The following is a 13,678-nucleotide window of genomic DNA, read 5'->3' as shown; positions in this document are numbered from 1 at the left end:
TATGGCAATTAAAAAACTAATTATAATAGGCGGATATGGTAATGGAACTGTCGTTCAATCGACTGTTGAAGATATAAATGCTGTAAATCAAGAATGGGATTTAATAGGGTTTTTAAATGACAGGGAAACTCAACCCATTAATGGATCACCTGTTTTGGGTAAAATTGATAAAAAGACTATTAATAAGTATTTAATAGACCCTGATGTTTATTTTTTTTACACCTTAATTTCGGTAAAAATGAACTTCAAATTTTTAAATAAATTAACTGATTTAGAAATTCCAAAGAATAGATTTGCTACAATAATTCATCCCACTGCAGTAGTATCTAAATTTGCACAAATAGGAAATGGCACTTGCATCCAGCCATTTGTTTCTGTTGGCCCTAACACTAAAATTGGAAATCATGTCCAAATATATGCTCAGTCATTAATAGGCCATGGGGCTGTTCTAGATGACTACTGCTATATTGCTAATAATGCATGTATTGGAGCAGATGTACATTTGGAAGAAGGAGCATATTTAGGGACTAATGCAACTACTTTAGAATTTGTAAAACTAGGTAAATGGTCCATAACAGGTATAGGGTCAGTAGTCCTGAAAGATGTACCAGATTATGCAAAAATGGTAGGTAATCCCGCAAGGCAAATTGGAAGTGTAGAATAGTAATGAATATTTTATTTAGAGTTGATGCGGGTGGAGAGGTTGGATTAGGACATTATTATAGGTCTGTTGCCTTAGCAAATAAGCTTTCAGAAAAAGGTCATAAAATTCTTTTTGCACATAACCCTTCAGATTTTTGGGATCTTGAAAAGTCTAAGGGCTTTACTTTTCAAACTTTTGAATTAAATTCTCTTAAGCAAATCAATGAACTGTTAATCATAAAGCAATATTTAATTGATTTATTTTATGTAGATGGAATTATTGAATTTGATAAGGAATTTATTAGTCAAATTAAGAAATATGCTAAAATAGCTTTTTATCAAAATATTAGTAATTCGAAATATCTAGCAGATTTGTTTATATTACCTTCTATAAATCAAAAAAAGCCATTCTTTAGTGATTTCAAGCCTAGTACTCGAGTTTATCAAGGTCTAGAATATTTTACTTTTCATAATAAAGTAACTTCACTTAAAAAAAAAGAAAGCATAAATGAAGTTAAAAATATAGGGATTATTGCAGGGGGAACTGACCCTAAGAACACCTTGAAGATCATTCAAGGAATGCTTGATAAAAAAGATTATAAAAATATTTCTTTTAATTTTTTTTATGGAAATGACTATAAATACCTAATAGATTTAAAAAAATATAATACAAAATATACAAATTTTTTATACAATGAGTTTAATCATCAAGACATATTGAAAAATGATTTGCTGATCTCAGCTTTTGGGGTAAGCACGTATGAATTTATGGCTTTGGGAATGCCTATATTGTCTTATGGACATCAAAAGGCTAATGCAGAGGCCGTTCAATATTTGGCAAAAAACACAGACGCATTAATTAGCCTAGGGCTAATAGATGATTTAACTGAGACAAAATTGAATTCTGAGTTAAATGAGCTAATCAACAATCCGAACAAAAGAAAAAAATTAAGTAAGTTAGCTAAAAGTACTCTTGATTTTAAAGGAGTAGATCGAATAGTAAAGATATTAGAAAATGGATAACAAGAATAATAAAGTTTATATTATAGCTGAACTTTCAGCTAATCATAATAATGATTATAACTTAGCAGTAAAAACTATTGAGGCCATGGCTTCCTCAGGAGCAGACGCTGTTAAAGTACAAACTTACACTCCTGATTCGCTTACATTAGATGTCGATAATGAGTATTTCGGACCTAGAAAGGAAGGATTATGGAAAGGTAGAAGACCTTATGAACTGTTTGAAGAGGCTGCAATGCCTTATGAATGGCAACCAAAACTTAAAAAGGTAGCTAATGACTTAGGCATGGAATTTTTTAGCTCCCCTTTCGATTTACACGGGGTTGACTTTCTTGAAAACGAAGTTGGTGTACCTAGATATAAAATAGCTTCTTTAGAAATTACTGATATTCCATTAATAGAATACACGGCCTCCAAAGGGAAACCAATTATAATTTCTACAGGAGTTGCAGAATTAGCAGATATTGAACTGGCCGTGCATAGCTGTAGGAAAGTTGGAAATAATGATATTACACTATTAAAATGTACTTCCGAATATCCTGCACCTTTTGATATGGCTAATTTGCTAACTATTCCAAATCTAAAAGAGACTTTTAATGTTAAAGTAGGGGTTTCAGATCATACCATGGGAAGCACCATTCCGATTGTTTCAGTTGCATTAGGTGCAACGGTTGTAGAAAAACATTTTATTCTAGACCGATCTTTGGGTGGTCCTGATTCTGCTTTCTCCATGGAGCCAAATGAATTTGCTGATATGGTACAAGGAGTAAGGGAAGCAGAAGAAGCTTTGGGAAAAGTTAGTTATGAGGTTAGTGAAAAGAGTAAGTTAAGGAGACGATCTTTATTTGTGGCAAAAGATATTAAAAAAGGTGAAGTTATAACTGAAGAACATGTGAGAAGTGTTAGACCTGGGCATGGTATGCATCCGAAATATTTAAATGATATAATTGGAAAAATAGCTAACTCAAATGCTAAAAAAGGCACACCATTACATTTGTATTAATTCAAGGTTTTTTAGGTTGAGAGGAGTGTTTATTATTTTTGATTAAAGTATTTTTGACTTTGCTTAGTGTTTATAATTGATAAAATATTTTTCTTTCAAAAGAAATTTTAACTACTCTTTCTGTTCAAAAAATGTAAATCTAAAATGATATTTTTATCTACGTAACTACTTGAAAATTCGCATATGTATAAGTCTCTTATTATTGCAAACACTCCTTTACACTGCTTAATAATTAAATCAATTTTAAAGGAATCTAAGCCTAAAACAGGTGTTTTTTTAGTGTATCTTACTAAAAATATAAATAAGAAAGATTTAAATTATTTCAATAAAATAAATCTCTTCTTTGAAAATTCAATATTAATTGACTTAAATTCTTCTGCTGGTTTAATTCAGCTTTTCAAATTGTTACTCACGCTTAGAAAGAAAAAGTTTAAGTCTATTTATATTGGTCAATTAAAAACCGCATTTAACAGAGTATTATTATTGTCCACTATTAACTATACTAAGAAGTATGGTGAAATATATTCCTATGATGACGGAATTGGAAATTTGAATGTTGGAGGATATTTTGACGTAATTAAGGAACATTGGATATCTAGTTTTATTTTTAAAGTTTTTAATAAAAATTTATTATATAAAAATCTTAAAACCTTCATTAGTTGCCATTTCACAATATTTCCTCCTGATTTCAATATTTTTCCGAACAGTACATTTGTTTCACTATTGGATCTAAGTAATTCCCTAAACAAACCAAGTAACAATAATACTATTAATATTTTATTGACTACTCCTTATTATGATATTGGAAGACTTTCAAAGCAGATTTCTGTTGGTTTATTTAACAATGTCATAGAAAAATATAAGATTGATTATCTTCTACCACATCCCAAGGATACCTTGATGAATAATTATAAAATTAATCAGTCAAAAATTATTGATACTAATATGATTGCCGAAGAATGGATTTTAAAGTTATTAAAGTATAATACAAGTAATGTCAAATTATTTGCTTTTGGTAGTTCTACTTTATTAACCATGATGAATATCCCAGGAGTTGAGGTTATATATTTGACTAACCCATATGCAAAAATTAATACTATCTTTAAAAAAATGAACATCAGGTCAGAAGCTATAGTTTAAATAATAAGTCTTTTAATTACATTTGCTTCCAAATAAATTTAGTATGATTTTTTATTTTAAAATCTGTATCAAATTTTAATAATAAATAAATCGTCAATAAATAATAGAATCTCATTAAATAGAACTACATCAAAACTAAATAGGGAGATTTTAAAAAGAAATATCTATTTGCGCATTCTACCTATAAGTATTTGATGAATTAATTTTAAAATATAATTAATGAGAAAATTAGTTCTAATTTTCTTTTTTTTGAATTAAAGAATTTCTCTTTTTCAGCATTTAAATAATATTTTTTGAAAGGCTTTTTTTATAAACTCTCTATATTAACTACAAGAAGCTTAACCATTGGTATAAGGTTCATTTTTAATTTACTCATTCTTAAAGCTTTATCCCTTGAAGATTACGGGGTTTACTCAATTTTTTATACAACTGTCACTATTTCGGCTATATTTATAGGGTTAGATTATTATCAATATAATATAAGGGAGGTAGTTTCAGAGAAAAAATCCTTACAAAGGAGATTGCTTGGAGAACAGTTTTTACTACACATAATTATACATTTAATATTTATCCCGGCCTCATATTTCCTGTTAAAAGAGATTATTCCAACAAATTTGATTCTAATATTTTACCTAATATTAATTTTAGAACATCTAAGTTTAGAAGGATATCGTTTATTAATAGCATTTTCTAAACCACTTTTCGCTAACATTCTTCAATTTGTTAGAATGGGATTATGGTGCTTAATTATATTATTACTAACAGAATTGAAGATTTTCGAATTTTCAATATCGCTCACCGTGATAATAAATTATTGGCTTTACTTTGAAACAATATCGTTCATATTAATTCTGATTTATTTTTTGAAAAACCACCTGATTACCTTAAGTCTAAGTAAAAAGGTCTTTGATAATATAATAAGCGGATTAAAAATTTCAATTATCTTCTTCGCTTCAACTTTGATTTTCAAAGTAATAGAATTCTCTTCTAGATATTTTTTAGATTTTTACACAACAAAAGAGAATGTAGGTATTTTTACTTTCTTCAGTAGTCTTTCAAACTTGGTTTTTGTAACAATTCACACAGTCACGATAATTGTAATTTATCCTAAACTAATACGTGCAAATAAATTAAACGAAGAGGCAAACTTCAAAAAACTTAGTGAAAAATTACTCCGTGAAATCCTTTTTCTTTCAACCGTATTATGTGTCTTGCTATATTTTTTCTCTCCATTTCTACTAGAACTAATAGGAAAGCAAGAATTATTAAATAATATTAATGTTTTAAATGTTTTACTAATCGGTACTTTCTTTTTTATGCTATCATATTACCCTCATCATATGATGTATATTAGAGGAAAAGAAAAGCTACTCTTATATAGTTCGATTTTATCCTTGGTAATTAATCTAACACTAAATTTCATTTTAGTGCCCAAATATGGTGTTATAGGAGCAGCAATAAGTACATCAGCTGGATTCATGGCTCTATTTTTAATTAAAACGTACTTACACATACATCATAAAAGAATTAAAAAAGATATTAATGAAAATTAATCTTAAGTTTCAATCGAATTTGATCTTTCCTATTTCTGTACTCGTATTCCCGATTATCTTAGGATTGCTTTTACCTTTTGGTATTGGATTTAAATTTAATGTTTTCTATTTCTCTTTGATATCAATTTTCAGTTTTATAGTTATTCCAACTCAAGTAATAAGGAAAAGATACTCAACATCTGAAGTCTCTATAATAATGTTGAGTATTTTATTGTTACTATTTTCAATTATCAATTATACGAGCGCATCGAATTCAATGCCAATACTATATTTTTTTGTAGTCAGTTCATGTACTTTATTAAAGTTTGACGGGCAGATAAAGAAAATTTCCAAATACTGTTTAATTGTATTTGTTTTATACATTCTGTTAGCAATAATATATTCTTTTTTTTCAACTTCATTTGCTCTTGAAGGCAGATTTTCTGGTTTTACAGGAAGTTCGACCACGTTTTCAATGTTCATTATATTAATTGTTACAATTAATATACTACTTATAAAGAAAAAACTATATCGAGTAATTTTATATACAATAGGTTTAGTGCTGATATTACCAACAGTTACACGTCTAAACATAGCATTTTACTTGTTTTTACCATTCTTTTTATTTTTTGCAAAAAAAAATAGATTAATTAGATTAGTTGTTCTGTTAATTTACATGACACTTCTAAACCTCACATATCCTGTTTACAATAGTATAATTAAAAACTACCCAAGTTTGGTTGAGGTAAGATATGAATCAGGGAGAGATGCATCTTTTGGATTAAGATATGCATTATTTAATAAAACGCTAGAGAAATTTTCAGAATTAACTACTAATGAAAAATTATTGGGGGCAGGAAATGAAGCCTCTAGAAATATGATTAAAGCTAATTTTAAGTCTGATCTACAAACGCACAATGATTTTATTAGATTTTTATTTGACTTTGGGATTATTCCAACTTTAATGTTTTTAACATTCCTGTTAATAATATTTTCAAAGAATAAAGCTACTTTCATGATTGGATTAATTTATTTAGTAAGTTTTTATCATAACATGTTATATCAACTTATTTTTATCTTATTAGCAATTTATTTCTTTAAAATTAAGTTAAATGAAAATTGAAAGATTATTACATGATATAATTCAATTTATTGTTTATTTATCAATTATCGGACTGATATTCTTACCTATTATAAATTCAATCTCACTTATTGCTTGCTCGGCCTTATCCATAATTTACGCTTGGAGCTACAAGAAAAAAGTTATTACTATAAAAAGTTTAGAGATCTTAGCACCAACAGCAGGTGTTTTCTTCATTTATTTTTACGGTTCATTTTATTCCGAAAACATTGACCAAATCGCAGATATTATGGTAAAAAGGTTACCTCTTTTGTTTGTTCCATTGATTTTAATTGTCGTTAATTCTCAAAGACCCAACTTTTTAATTAAATTTTTAAACCTATTAATAGGTGTAATTTTACTGCTGGGGCTATTGAATTTTATGTCGAATGTAATTTTTGATACTGATATTACAAATATACCCAGAAGCTATCTGGGAATGTATTATTGCGGGGCTTTGATTATCAACTATATGATTCAAAGTAAAATCAAACAAAAAATTAGTATCCATTTTTTATTACTAATTTTTATTTTAAGTACCCCCGCCAAGGCGCCAATATTAATATTTTTATTAGTATCAATGCTTTTAATATACAGAGAATTAAATTTGATGAAATTTATTATTCTAGCTTCATCAATTTTTATATCAACATTCATTCTGATTAATTATCATGAAGATACTAAAAATAGATTTTTAAAACTTATACATGATTCTGATTATATAAGAAAGAGAAACTGGGAACATAGTTTACTAGCAATTAAAGATAATATCTATTTTGGGGTGGGCACTGGTGATGGTCTTACTAAGCTAAATGAATATAGAGATAAATCATGGCTTGAATATTACTTAAATTACAATACGCACAATCAATATTTAGAAATAATATTAACACATGGGATATTCGGTTTGCTTCTATTCTTAATTTTATTAGCAATCTCTTTAAACTTTGCGATAAAGCATCATAAAAAGTTTTACTTTATTATTCTGCTTATATTTGCAATTGAATTCATAATTGAAGTGTATTTAGCCAGACAGCATGGAGTAACTTTTTATTCATATATGTTAACAATAGGACTATTAAAAAATGAATAATTATATATCTACAATAAAAAATAAAAGCTTAACATCAGTAAATACAATTAATGAAATATTTCAAAATGATAAAACTGTCATTTATATAAATGCTGTTTCTTATCAAATATTAAAAAATAAGTTTAATATAAGTTCTATAGACAGGATATTAATTGATGGTATTTTTTTGCTGTTTTTTGTTAAATTATTTATTAAAAAAAATGTTGTTAGGGCAACGTTTGACATGACTTCTATTGCACCTTCAGTTTTTGAGATCTCTAGTACAGAAAACAAAAGGGTTTTTCTATTAGGAGCAAAAAGAAATGAAATAGATAATTTTTCAAAATTGTTATCGGATTCTTTACTTTTTTATTAGTTAGTTTCTTTATTTACCAAAATGTAAGTGTTATAAATTGGCGTTTTAAAGAACTGTCATATAACTTGTATGAAAAAGATTATTCAAAGATTACATATGGGGGGGGATAAAAATTAGATTGATAATGTGGGAATGTGCTTTAAATGAGTTCAGTGAAATGCCAGTCTTAGGGGGAAATGTAAACAATACGACTGAACGTCTGAATTCTTGTTATAGAACGACAGGTTTTGAATACGGAGTAAGTCAGAATTACAGTTCTCATAATCAGTATTTGCAAACAATGCTAATTTTTTGGACTTGTAGGCCTTGTAATTTTGTTGTATTACCTTCTATTCACCTTTAAGGTGTTTAAAGAATATAGCGAAGTTTTTAAGCATATGGTGATATTTTTCTCCATAGTATTTTTGGTAGAGAACATGCTCAGTGTTCAGAAAGGAATTGTTTTGTGGACTTTTTTCACATCTTTTGCTATAAATTTACGAGATTATAGTCGATTATCTTTTAAAACAGTTATTAAACCTCATTAAGTGGTGTTTAATCCAGTTTAAATTTCAATTCTTAATTAATATATAAGTGAATAATATTTTATGTGCAATAAGAAACAATGGTGAAAAAAACATTGGATTTTACGATAAGGAAGCAAATGTCGTAACCTTTCTTAATCCGGTTTCTTATGTTATAGTTAGAAATTCTAATATTGATTTTGAGAAATTTGATTGTATCTACATTGATGGTCTTTTGCTTGTAAAATTATTGAAGCTATTCAATGTTGTAGATGTGAATAGAATTAGTTTTGATATGACTTCCTTAGCGCCAAAGCTATTTGATCATGTTCGAAACGAAAATAAATCAATTTACTTTCTAGGAAGTAAGAAGGAAGAAATTAGTAATTTCGTCAAACTAATACAGAGTGAATTTAATTTAAATATCAAAGGATTTAGAGACGGTTATTTCGATGTTGATAATTGTGAAGATATTATTACTGAAATACAAAATTCTGCTCCAGATTATTTGGTTGTAGGAATGGGCTCTCCAAGACAGGAGGAGTTTTTAATAAAGTTTAGAGAAAAAAACTTGAAAAACATAACATGTTTTACATGTGGTGGCTTTTTCCACCAAACACAAAGTAAAATAGATTACTATCCAAAATGGATTGATAAGTTTAATTTAAGAATGCCTTACCGATTAATAAAAGAAAGATTGTACTCTAGGCTAAAATATTATCCTTTATTTTTATTCTATTTTTTAAAAGATTATATACGATTTAAGACTGCAAAATGAAAACCGTAATTATAACCCAGGACGACCCTTTTTATCTCGCTAAAAACATAGATTATTTACTAAATCAGTTGCCGGATGATATTGAAGTTTCTGCTTGTGTGTTGTTTGATGTGTCTCCTTTTGGTAAAAAAGAAAGCTTTATTAACAAACTAAAGAAAACCTGGAAGATATTTGGGACATCATTTGTGATAAACTACGGCTTTTCTTTTGTAAAAAATAAATTTAATGCGGATACTAAATTACGTAATATACTAGCAAAACATGGTATTCCAATTGTTGAATTAGAAAAACGAATTAATCACCCTGATTCACTAGAAGTGATAGAGAACTACCAGCCTGAGGTTTTAGTATCAATTGCAGGGAACCAAATATTTAAAAAACCACTAATAGAACTTGCTCCTAAGGGATGTATAAATCTTCATACTGCTTTGTTGCCTAAATACAGAGGATTAATGCCATCTTTTTGGGTATTGAAAAATAATGAAGAAAAAACAGGGGTTTCGGTTTTTTATGTTGATGAAGGGATCGATAGTGGGCCAATAATTATTCAAAAAGAAGTATTGATTGATGATATGACTCAAAAAGAATTGATTAAGCATACTAAGCAATTAGGAATGGATGCCATCGTTGAAGCATTAGTTAACATTAAAAATAATTCAGTAAATTTGATTCCAAATCCTCAAGAAGAAATGACTTATTATTCTTTTCCTACCAAACAAGATGTGAAAGAATTCAAAAGGGTTGGTAAAAAATTCTATTAATGAACATCCTTACTTTCGATATAGAAGAATGGTTTCACATACTCGACAACGAGTCTACCAAAACCGAAAAGGATTGGCATCAATATCCTGAAAGAATACATCAGAATATGGATCGTCTTTTTGCTTTATTGGAAGATAATAATGTGAAAGCAACATTCTTTTGTTTGGGATGGGTGGCTGAAAAGTATCCCGATGTTATTAAAGAAATTGCAAAAAGAGGTTATCATATAGGGTCTCATTCTAATCTTCATCCTCTGGTATATGAATTGTCCCCGGAAAAATTTGAAGAAGATTTAAGAATTTCTTTAGATCAGCTTGAACAAGCAATTGGTGAAAAAGTAACCTCTTATAGGGCACCTGGTTTTTCAATAACAGAAAATGCTCTGTGGTCATTTGAGATTTTAGCTAAACATGGTATTACACATGATGCCTCTGTTTTTCCAGCTGCTCGTTCCCATGGAGGATTACCTATACTTGATACCCCTCAACCCTTTTTATTAAAATATAATGGAATTGAATTAAAAGAATTCCCAATTAATTACCATGCCGCTTTAGGTCAAAAGTTAATATTTTCTGGAGGTGGATACTTTAGGATTTTGCCCTACCCATTAATTAAGAAATTATTTTCTTCAGGGAAATATAATATGACCTATTTCCATCCAAGGGATTTTGATCCAGACCAGCCTATTATCCCCGAATTAAGCGCTATTAGAAAATTTAAATCTTATGTAGGTTTAAAAGGTGCGTTCAAAAAATTAGATAATTTGATAAAAGACTTTAAATTTGTAGATCTGTTAACGGCTGATGACCAAATTGATTGGGATAAAGCTAAAATTGTGGATTTATCAAATTTTAAACAGACTGTAAAACCTGAATAGAACCTTGAGCAATTTCTTTTTGTTAAGAAAAGGAATTTAAATTTTTAGAGATGAAGCAGCTGACACTAAATATTGCAGATGATAAAGTCCAATTCTTTTTAGAGCTAATCAAAAATTTTGATTTCATTGTTTTGGAAGAAGGTGATGATGATCTTGCTATAATGGCAAATATTTCAAAGGGAATCAAGGACGCTAAAGAAATAGAAGAAGGAAAATTAAAAACACGTTCTGCTCAAAAATTGCTGGATGAGTTATAAAGTTGAAACAACTGAACATTTTGATAAAGAAGTTAAAAAGCTCGCCAAGAAGTATGTTTCCATAAAATCTGATTTAATTGAACTTTTTGACGATCTATCTGAAAATCCAACTAAAGGCACTTCTCTAGGAAATAATATTTATAAAATTAGATTAGCAATCAGGTCAATCGGTAAGGGAAAAAGGTCTGGGGCTAGAGTTATTTCTCTTGTTAAAATTGAAAGCGAAAAGGTATATATGGTTTCGATTTATATTAAAAGTAAGAAAAGTAATATTACAGATCAAGAAATAAAAACCCTCATTGAAAGAAACTTTGGAGAATCAAGCTGATTAGGTTTTGTTTCTAAATAAAACCCGCCAACAAAAAATTAGATAATTCCCTAAAAGACTTTAAATTTGTTGATCTGTTGGCAGCGGAAGGTCAAATTGATTGGGAAACAGCCAAAGTTGTAGATTTATCAAATTTTAAACATGCCCCAAACCCTAGCTAGTTTAATTACTTCATTTATTTTAACCTTTCTGCTTACGCCATTAGTAATAGGCTTTTTTAAGCGTAAAAATATTATGGATAAGCCAGGAGGTAGAAAAATCCACGTTGGAGACACGCCAAGCATGGGAGGTATAGCTATTTTTATTGGGGTGATGATTGCCTTGCTAATTTTTATGCCTTTGGTGGGCTTGCAGCGCTTTAAGTTCTTTTATGGCGCTATGGGGATTATGTTTATCGTGGGCTTGCGAGATGATTTAGTTCCAGTGCGACCGATTGTAAAGCTTGGTGCGCAGTTTTTAGCTTCTTTCATGGTCATTTTTTTAATGGATATTACACTAGCCTCTTTTTACGGACTGCTATCTATTCAAGAGGTTCCTTATATCATAAGCGTAGTGATAACCTTATTTACTTTGATAGTCATAACCAATTCCTACAATCTGATAGATGGCTTAGATGGTTTAGCCAGTAGTATTGGAATTATTGCCTTTTTCTTTTTTGGAATTTATTTCTTTTTAGTCGGGCAAACCTATTTTTCTATGATTTGCTTTGGCTTTATTGGTGCTTTAATAGCCTTTTTGAATTTTAACTGGGAGCCGTCAAGAATTTTTATGGGCGATACGGGGGCACTTTTAATTGGCTTTGCATTAGCCGTAATTACTATCAAATTTATTGACTATAATCACTACTTGCCTGAAGAAACTCCTTTTAAATTGAAATCCTCTGTGGCAGTTGGGATTTCAGTTATTATTATTCCATTATTTGATACACTTAGGGTTTTTATCTCCAGGGCTATGAAAAAGAAGTCTCCCTTCTCGCCCGATAAAACACATTTGCACCATATTTTAATGCGATTGGGCTTTAGTCATTCTGGTACTACCCTAATTATGATTGCGACTAATATTGGAATTATATCCGTGGCTTTAGCCTTAGATTTCCTTGGGGATAATATTTTAGTACCTTTCATTGTAGGTTTATGTATGCTGTTAAGCATTATGTTAGATGAAATCTTGAAGGCCAACATTAGAAGAAAAAAGAAAGCGATAAGTAAAAGTTTTAGAAGAGACTAGCTTCGCAGTAGTGAGTAGTGGGTATTGAGTAGTGAGATAGTTTTAAGTATTAAGTTTTAAGTTGTTTCCTCAATCTTCATAATTAACAACAAAAGTTATTGGGCAGAAAAAACTGTGTCTTTATCAACTTGTACACCTGCCAACATGAAAACTTGTCAACTTAAATTTTTCCGGTCTGACCTGCGGTACTGACCTAATTGCTAAGACCTAACAGAACTGAACTTGCCAACACGTCAACTTGAAAACATGCCAACTTATCTAACCACCCTCCTAATAACCTTCCTATAATCTGATGGGCTTTTGCCAGTGATCTCTTTGAATTGTCTGTTGAAATGGGAGATGTTATTAAAGCCGCAGGCATAGCAGATATCCGTAATGTTTAAATTTCCCTCTGATAATAGCTTGGAAGCATGAACCACTCGATGTTCATTTACAAAATGGGTGAAGGTCTTATTAGAGATTCTTTTAAAATAGCGGCAAAATGCTGGAACAGTCATCGCAGCTTCGGCTGAAATTTCCTCCAAAGAAATATTTCTTTTAAAATGATTTCTCACGTAATCATAAACCAGTGTAATACGCTGCTGGTCTACTGCTTTTGCTTCTATGGATACTGACTCCGAGTTGAGTAAATAATAATCTTTGACTTCGGAAAGCTCTTTTAATATCTGAATCAGTCCCATCAACCTTTCGAATGGAGGTTTATCTACTAGCACCTCAATTTGACTGCCGATTTTTTGTTTTGTTTCGCCTGTAAAAACGATTCCGAGCTTTGCATTTTCTATAAGCTGTTTAATGGGCTGAATTTCTGGTAGATTGAGAAATACTGGACCAGGGAAATCTTCTTTCATTTGAATAATGATTTCCGATTCATTTCCAGTCAATCGATCTGTAAATCCATAATGATGGCTATTTCGGTCAGACCATGCCAGTGATTTCGGTCAAATGGTGCCACTGTAAAAGATGATGCAAAGTAGTAAAAATTAATTATTCATTCTTCAAAATTCCTTTTCTTAGTGACTCTCCTTTTAGATCAATTCTGTG

16 protein-coding genes are annotated in these 13,678 nt (G+C 29.7%); 14 read left to right on the top strand and 2 right to left on the bottom strand.

The genetic code is table 11. From position 1 onward, the window contains the following. Position 1 precedes the first annotated feature (1 nt). The 5 genes from VFM92_RS02380 (at position 2) to VFM92_RS02360 (ending at position 5,358) form a co-directional block, all read left to right on the top strand. Positions 2-664 carry a hypothetical protein gene (locus VFM92_RS02380; RefSeq protein ID WP_325120594.1) on the top strand — a complete coding sequence of 221 codons (663 nt, stop codon included), beginning with the start codon at positions 2-4 and terminating at the stop codon, positions 662-664. 2 nt (positions 665-666) lie between these two features. Beyond that, positions 667-1,665 carry a hypothetical protein gene (locus tag VFM92_RS02375; protein ID WP_325120593.1) on the top strand — a complete coding sequence of 333 codons (999 nt, stop codon included), beginning with the start codon at positions 667-669 and terminating at the stop codon, positions 1,663-1,665. Continuing rightward, the gene (pseI, locus tag VFM92_RS02370; protein WP_325120592.1) at positions 1,658-2,665 is read left to right on the top strand and encodes a pseudaminic acid synthase; all 1,008 of its coding nucleotides are present in this window, start codon (positions 1,658-1,660) and stop codon (positions 2,663-2,665) included. The genes VFM92_RS02375 and pseI overlap by 8 nt, the downstream gene beginning before the upstream one ends. A gap of 183 nt (positions 2,666-2,848) precedes the next feature. Continuing rightward, complete coding sequence (locus VFM92_RS02365) at positions 2,849-3,805, top strand: glycosyltransferase family 52 (protein ID WP_325120591.1); 957 nt, start codon at positions 2,849-2,851, stop codon at positions 3,803-3,805. A gap of 293 nt (positions 3,806-4,098) precedes the next feature. Then, on the top strand, positions 4,099-5,358 hold the full coding sequence (locus VFM92_RS02360) for a lipopolysaccharide biosynthesis protein (RefSeq protein ID WP_325120590.1): 1,260 nt from the start codon (positions 4,099-4,101) through the stop codon (positions 5,356-5,358). A gap of 234 nt (positions 5,359-5,592) precedes the next feature. Here VFM92_RS02360 and VFM92_RS02355 read toward each other — a convergent pair whose 3' ends face one another. Next, positions 5,593-5,820: a hypothetical protein gene (locus VFM92_RS02355; protein WP_325120589.1), complete on the bottom strand. Its 228-nt coding sequence runs from the start codon at positions 5,818-5,820 to the stop codon at positions 5,593-5,595. Between the two features lie 76 nt (positions 5,821-5,896). Between VFM92_RS02355 and VFM92_RS02350 the strand changes: the two genes are divergently transcribed. From VFM92_RS02350 to VFM92_RS02310, 9 genes are all read left to right on the top strand, one after another. Then, entirely contained in the window at positions 5,897-6,460 is a 564-nt protein-coding gene (locus tag VFM92_RS02350; RefSeq protein WP_325120588.1) for an O-antigen ligase family protein, read from the top strand. Beyond that, positions 6,450-7,550: an O-antigen ligase family protein gene (locus VFM92_RS02345; protein WP_325120587.1), complete on the top strand. Its 1,101-nt coding sequence runs from the start codon at positions 6,450-6,452 to the stop codon at positions 7,548-7,550. The genes VFM92_RS02350 and VFM92_RS02345 overlap by 11 nt, the downstream gene beginning before the upstream one ends. Further along, positions 7,543-7,905 (top strand): hypothetical protein, encoded by a 363-nt coding sequence (locus VFM92_RS02340; RefSeq protein WP_325120586.1) that lies wholly within the window; start codon positions 7,543-7,545, stop codon positions 7,903-7,905. The genes VFM92_RS02345 and VFM92_RS02340 overlap by 8 nt, the downstream gene beginning before the upstream one ends. Positions 7,906-8,478: 573 nt before the next feature. Beyond that, complete coding sequence (locus VFM92_RS02335) at positions 8,479-9,186, top strand: WecB/TagA/CpsF family glycosyltransferase (RefSeq protein WP_325120585.1); 708 nt, start codon at positions 8,479-8,481, stop codon at positions 9,184-9,186. Beyond that, positions 9,183-9,947, top strand: coding sequence for a methionyl-tRNA formyltransferase (locus tag VFM92_RS02330; RefSeq protein ID WP_325120584.1), 765 nt, complete (start codon positions 9,183-9,185; stop codon positions 9,945-9,947). The genes VFM92_RS02335 and VFM92_RS02330 overlap by 4 nt, the downstream gene beginning before the upstream one ends. Next, positions 9,947-10,825, top strand: coding sequence for a polysaccharide deacetylase family protein (locus VFM92_RS02325; protein WP_325120583.1), 879 nt, complete (start codon positions 9,947-9,949; stop codon positions 10,823-10,825). Before VFM92_RS02330 ends, VFM92_RS02325 begins: the two co-directional genes overlap by 1 nt. A gap of 50 nt (positions 10,826-10,875) precedes the next feature. Then, on the top strand, positions 10,876-11,082 hold the full coding sequence (locus VFM92_RS02320; protein WP_325120582.1) for a hypothetical protein: 207 nt from the start codon (positions 10,876-10,878) through the stop codon (positions 11,080-11,082). Continuing rightward, the gene (locus VFM92_RS02315) at positions 11,072-11,410 is read left to right on the top strand and encodes a type II toxin-antitoxin system RelE/ParE family toxin (protein WP_325120581.1); all 339 of its coding nucleotides are present in this window, start codon (positions 11,072-11,074) and stop codon (positions 11,408-11,410) included. The genes VFM92_RS02320 and VFM92_RS02315 overlap by 11 nt, the downstream gene beginning before the upstream one ends. A 141-nt stretch (positions 11,411-11,551) precedes the next feature. Next, the gene (locus VFM92_RS02310; RefSeq protein WP_325120580.1) at positions 11,552-12,637 is read left to right on the top strand and encodes an MraY family glycosyltransferase; all 1,086 of its coding nucleotides are present in this window, start codon (positions 11,552-11,554) and stop codon (positions 12,635-12,637) included. Positions 12,638-12,891: 254 nt separating this feature from the next. Here the strand turns inward: VFM92_RS02310 and VFM92_RS02305 are convergent, their stop codons facing one another. Next, a complete protein-coding gene (locus VFM92_RS02305; protein ID WP_325120579.1) occupies positions 12,892-13,485 on the bottom strand; it encodes an AraC family transcriptional regulator in 594 nt (197 codons plus the stop codon). Positions 13,486-13,678 lie beyond the last annotated feature (193 nt).

The sequence above is a fragment of the Marivirga sp. genome, from assembly GCF_035704835.1.
GTDB lineage: Bacteria > Bacteroidota > Bacteroidia > Cytophagales > Cyclobacteriaceae > Marivirga.
This window is presented reverse-complemented; position numbering and strand designations above follow the sequence as displayed.

Excerpts from the sequence above, each read along its gene's own strand:
- pseI (WP_325120592.1), top strand. The coding sequence starts at position 1,658 with ATGGATAACAAGAATAATAAAGTTTATATTATAGCTGAACTTTCAGCT.
- VFM92_RS02345 (WP_325120587.1), top strand. The coding sequence starts at position 6,450 with ATGAAAATTGAAAGATTATTACATGATATAATTCAATTTATTGTTTAT.
- VFM92_RS02365 (WP_325120591.1), top strand. The coding sequence starts at position 2,849 with ATGTATAAGTCTCTTATTATTGCAAACACTCCTTTACACTGCTTAATA.
- VFM92_RS02305 (WP_325120579.1), bottom strand. The coding sequence starts at position 13,485 with ATGAAAGAAGATTTCCCTGGTCCAGTATTTCTCAATCTACCAGAAATT.
- VFM92_RS02320 (WP_325120582.1), top strand. The coding sequence starts at position 10,876 with ATGAAGCAGCTGACACTAAATATTGCAGATGATAAAGTCCAATTCTTT.
- VFM92_RS02310 (WP_325120580.1), top strand. The coding sequence starts at position 11,552 with ATGCCCCAAACCCTAGCTAGTTTAATTACTTCATTTATTTTAACCTTT.
- VFM92_RS02380 (WP_325120594.1), top strand. The coding sequence starts at position 2 with ATGGCAATTAAAAAACTAATTATAATAGGCGGATATGGTAATGGAACT.
- VFM92_RS02325 (WP_325120583.1), top strand. The coding sequence starts at position 9,947 with ATGAACATCCTTACTTTCGATATAGAAGAATGGTTTCACATACTCGAC.
- VFM92_RS02375 (WP_325120593.1), top strand. The coding sequence starts at position 667 with ATGAATATTTTATTTAGAGTTGATGCGGGTGGAGAGGTTGGATTAGGA.
- VFM92_RS02330 (WP_325120584.1), top strand. The coding sequence starts at position 9,183 with ATGAAAACCGTAATTATAACCCAGGACGACCCTTTTTATCTCGCTAAA.
- VFM92_RS02355 (WP_325120589.1), bottom strand. The coding sequence starts at position 5,820 with ATGAACATTGAAAACGTGGTCGAACTTCCTGTAAAACCAGAAAATCTG.
- VFM92_RS02340 (WP_325120586.1), top strand. The coding sequence starts at position 7,543 with ATGAATAATTATATATCTACAATAAAAAATAAAAGCTTAACATCAGTA.
- VFM92_RS02315 (WP_325120581.1), top strand. The coding sequence starts at position 11,072 with ATGAGTTATAAAGTTGAAACAACTGAACATTTTGATAAAGAAGTTAAA.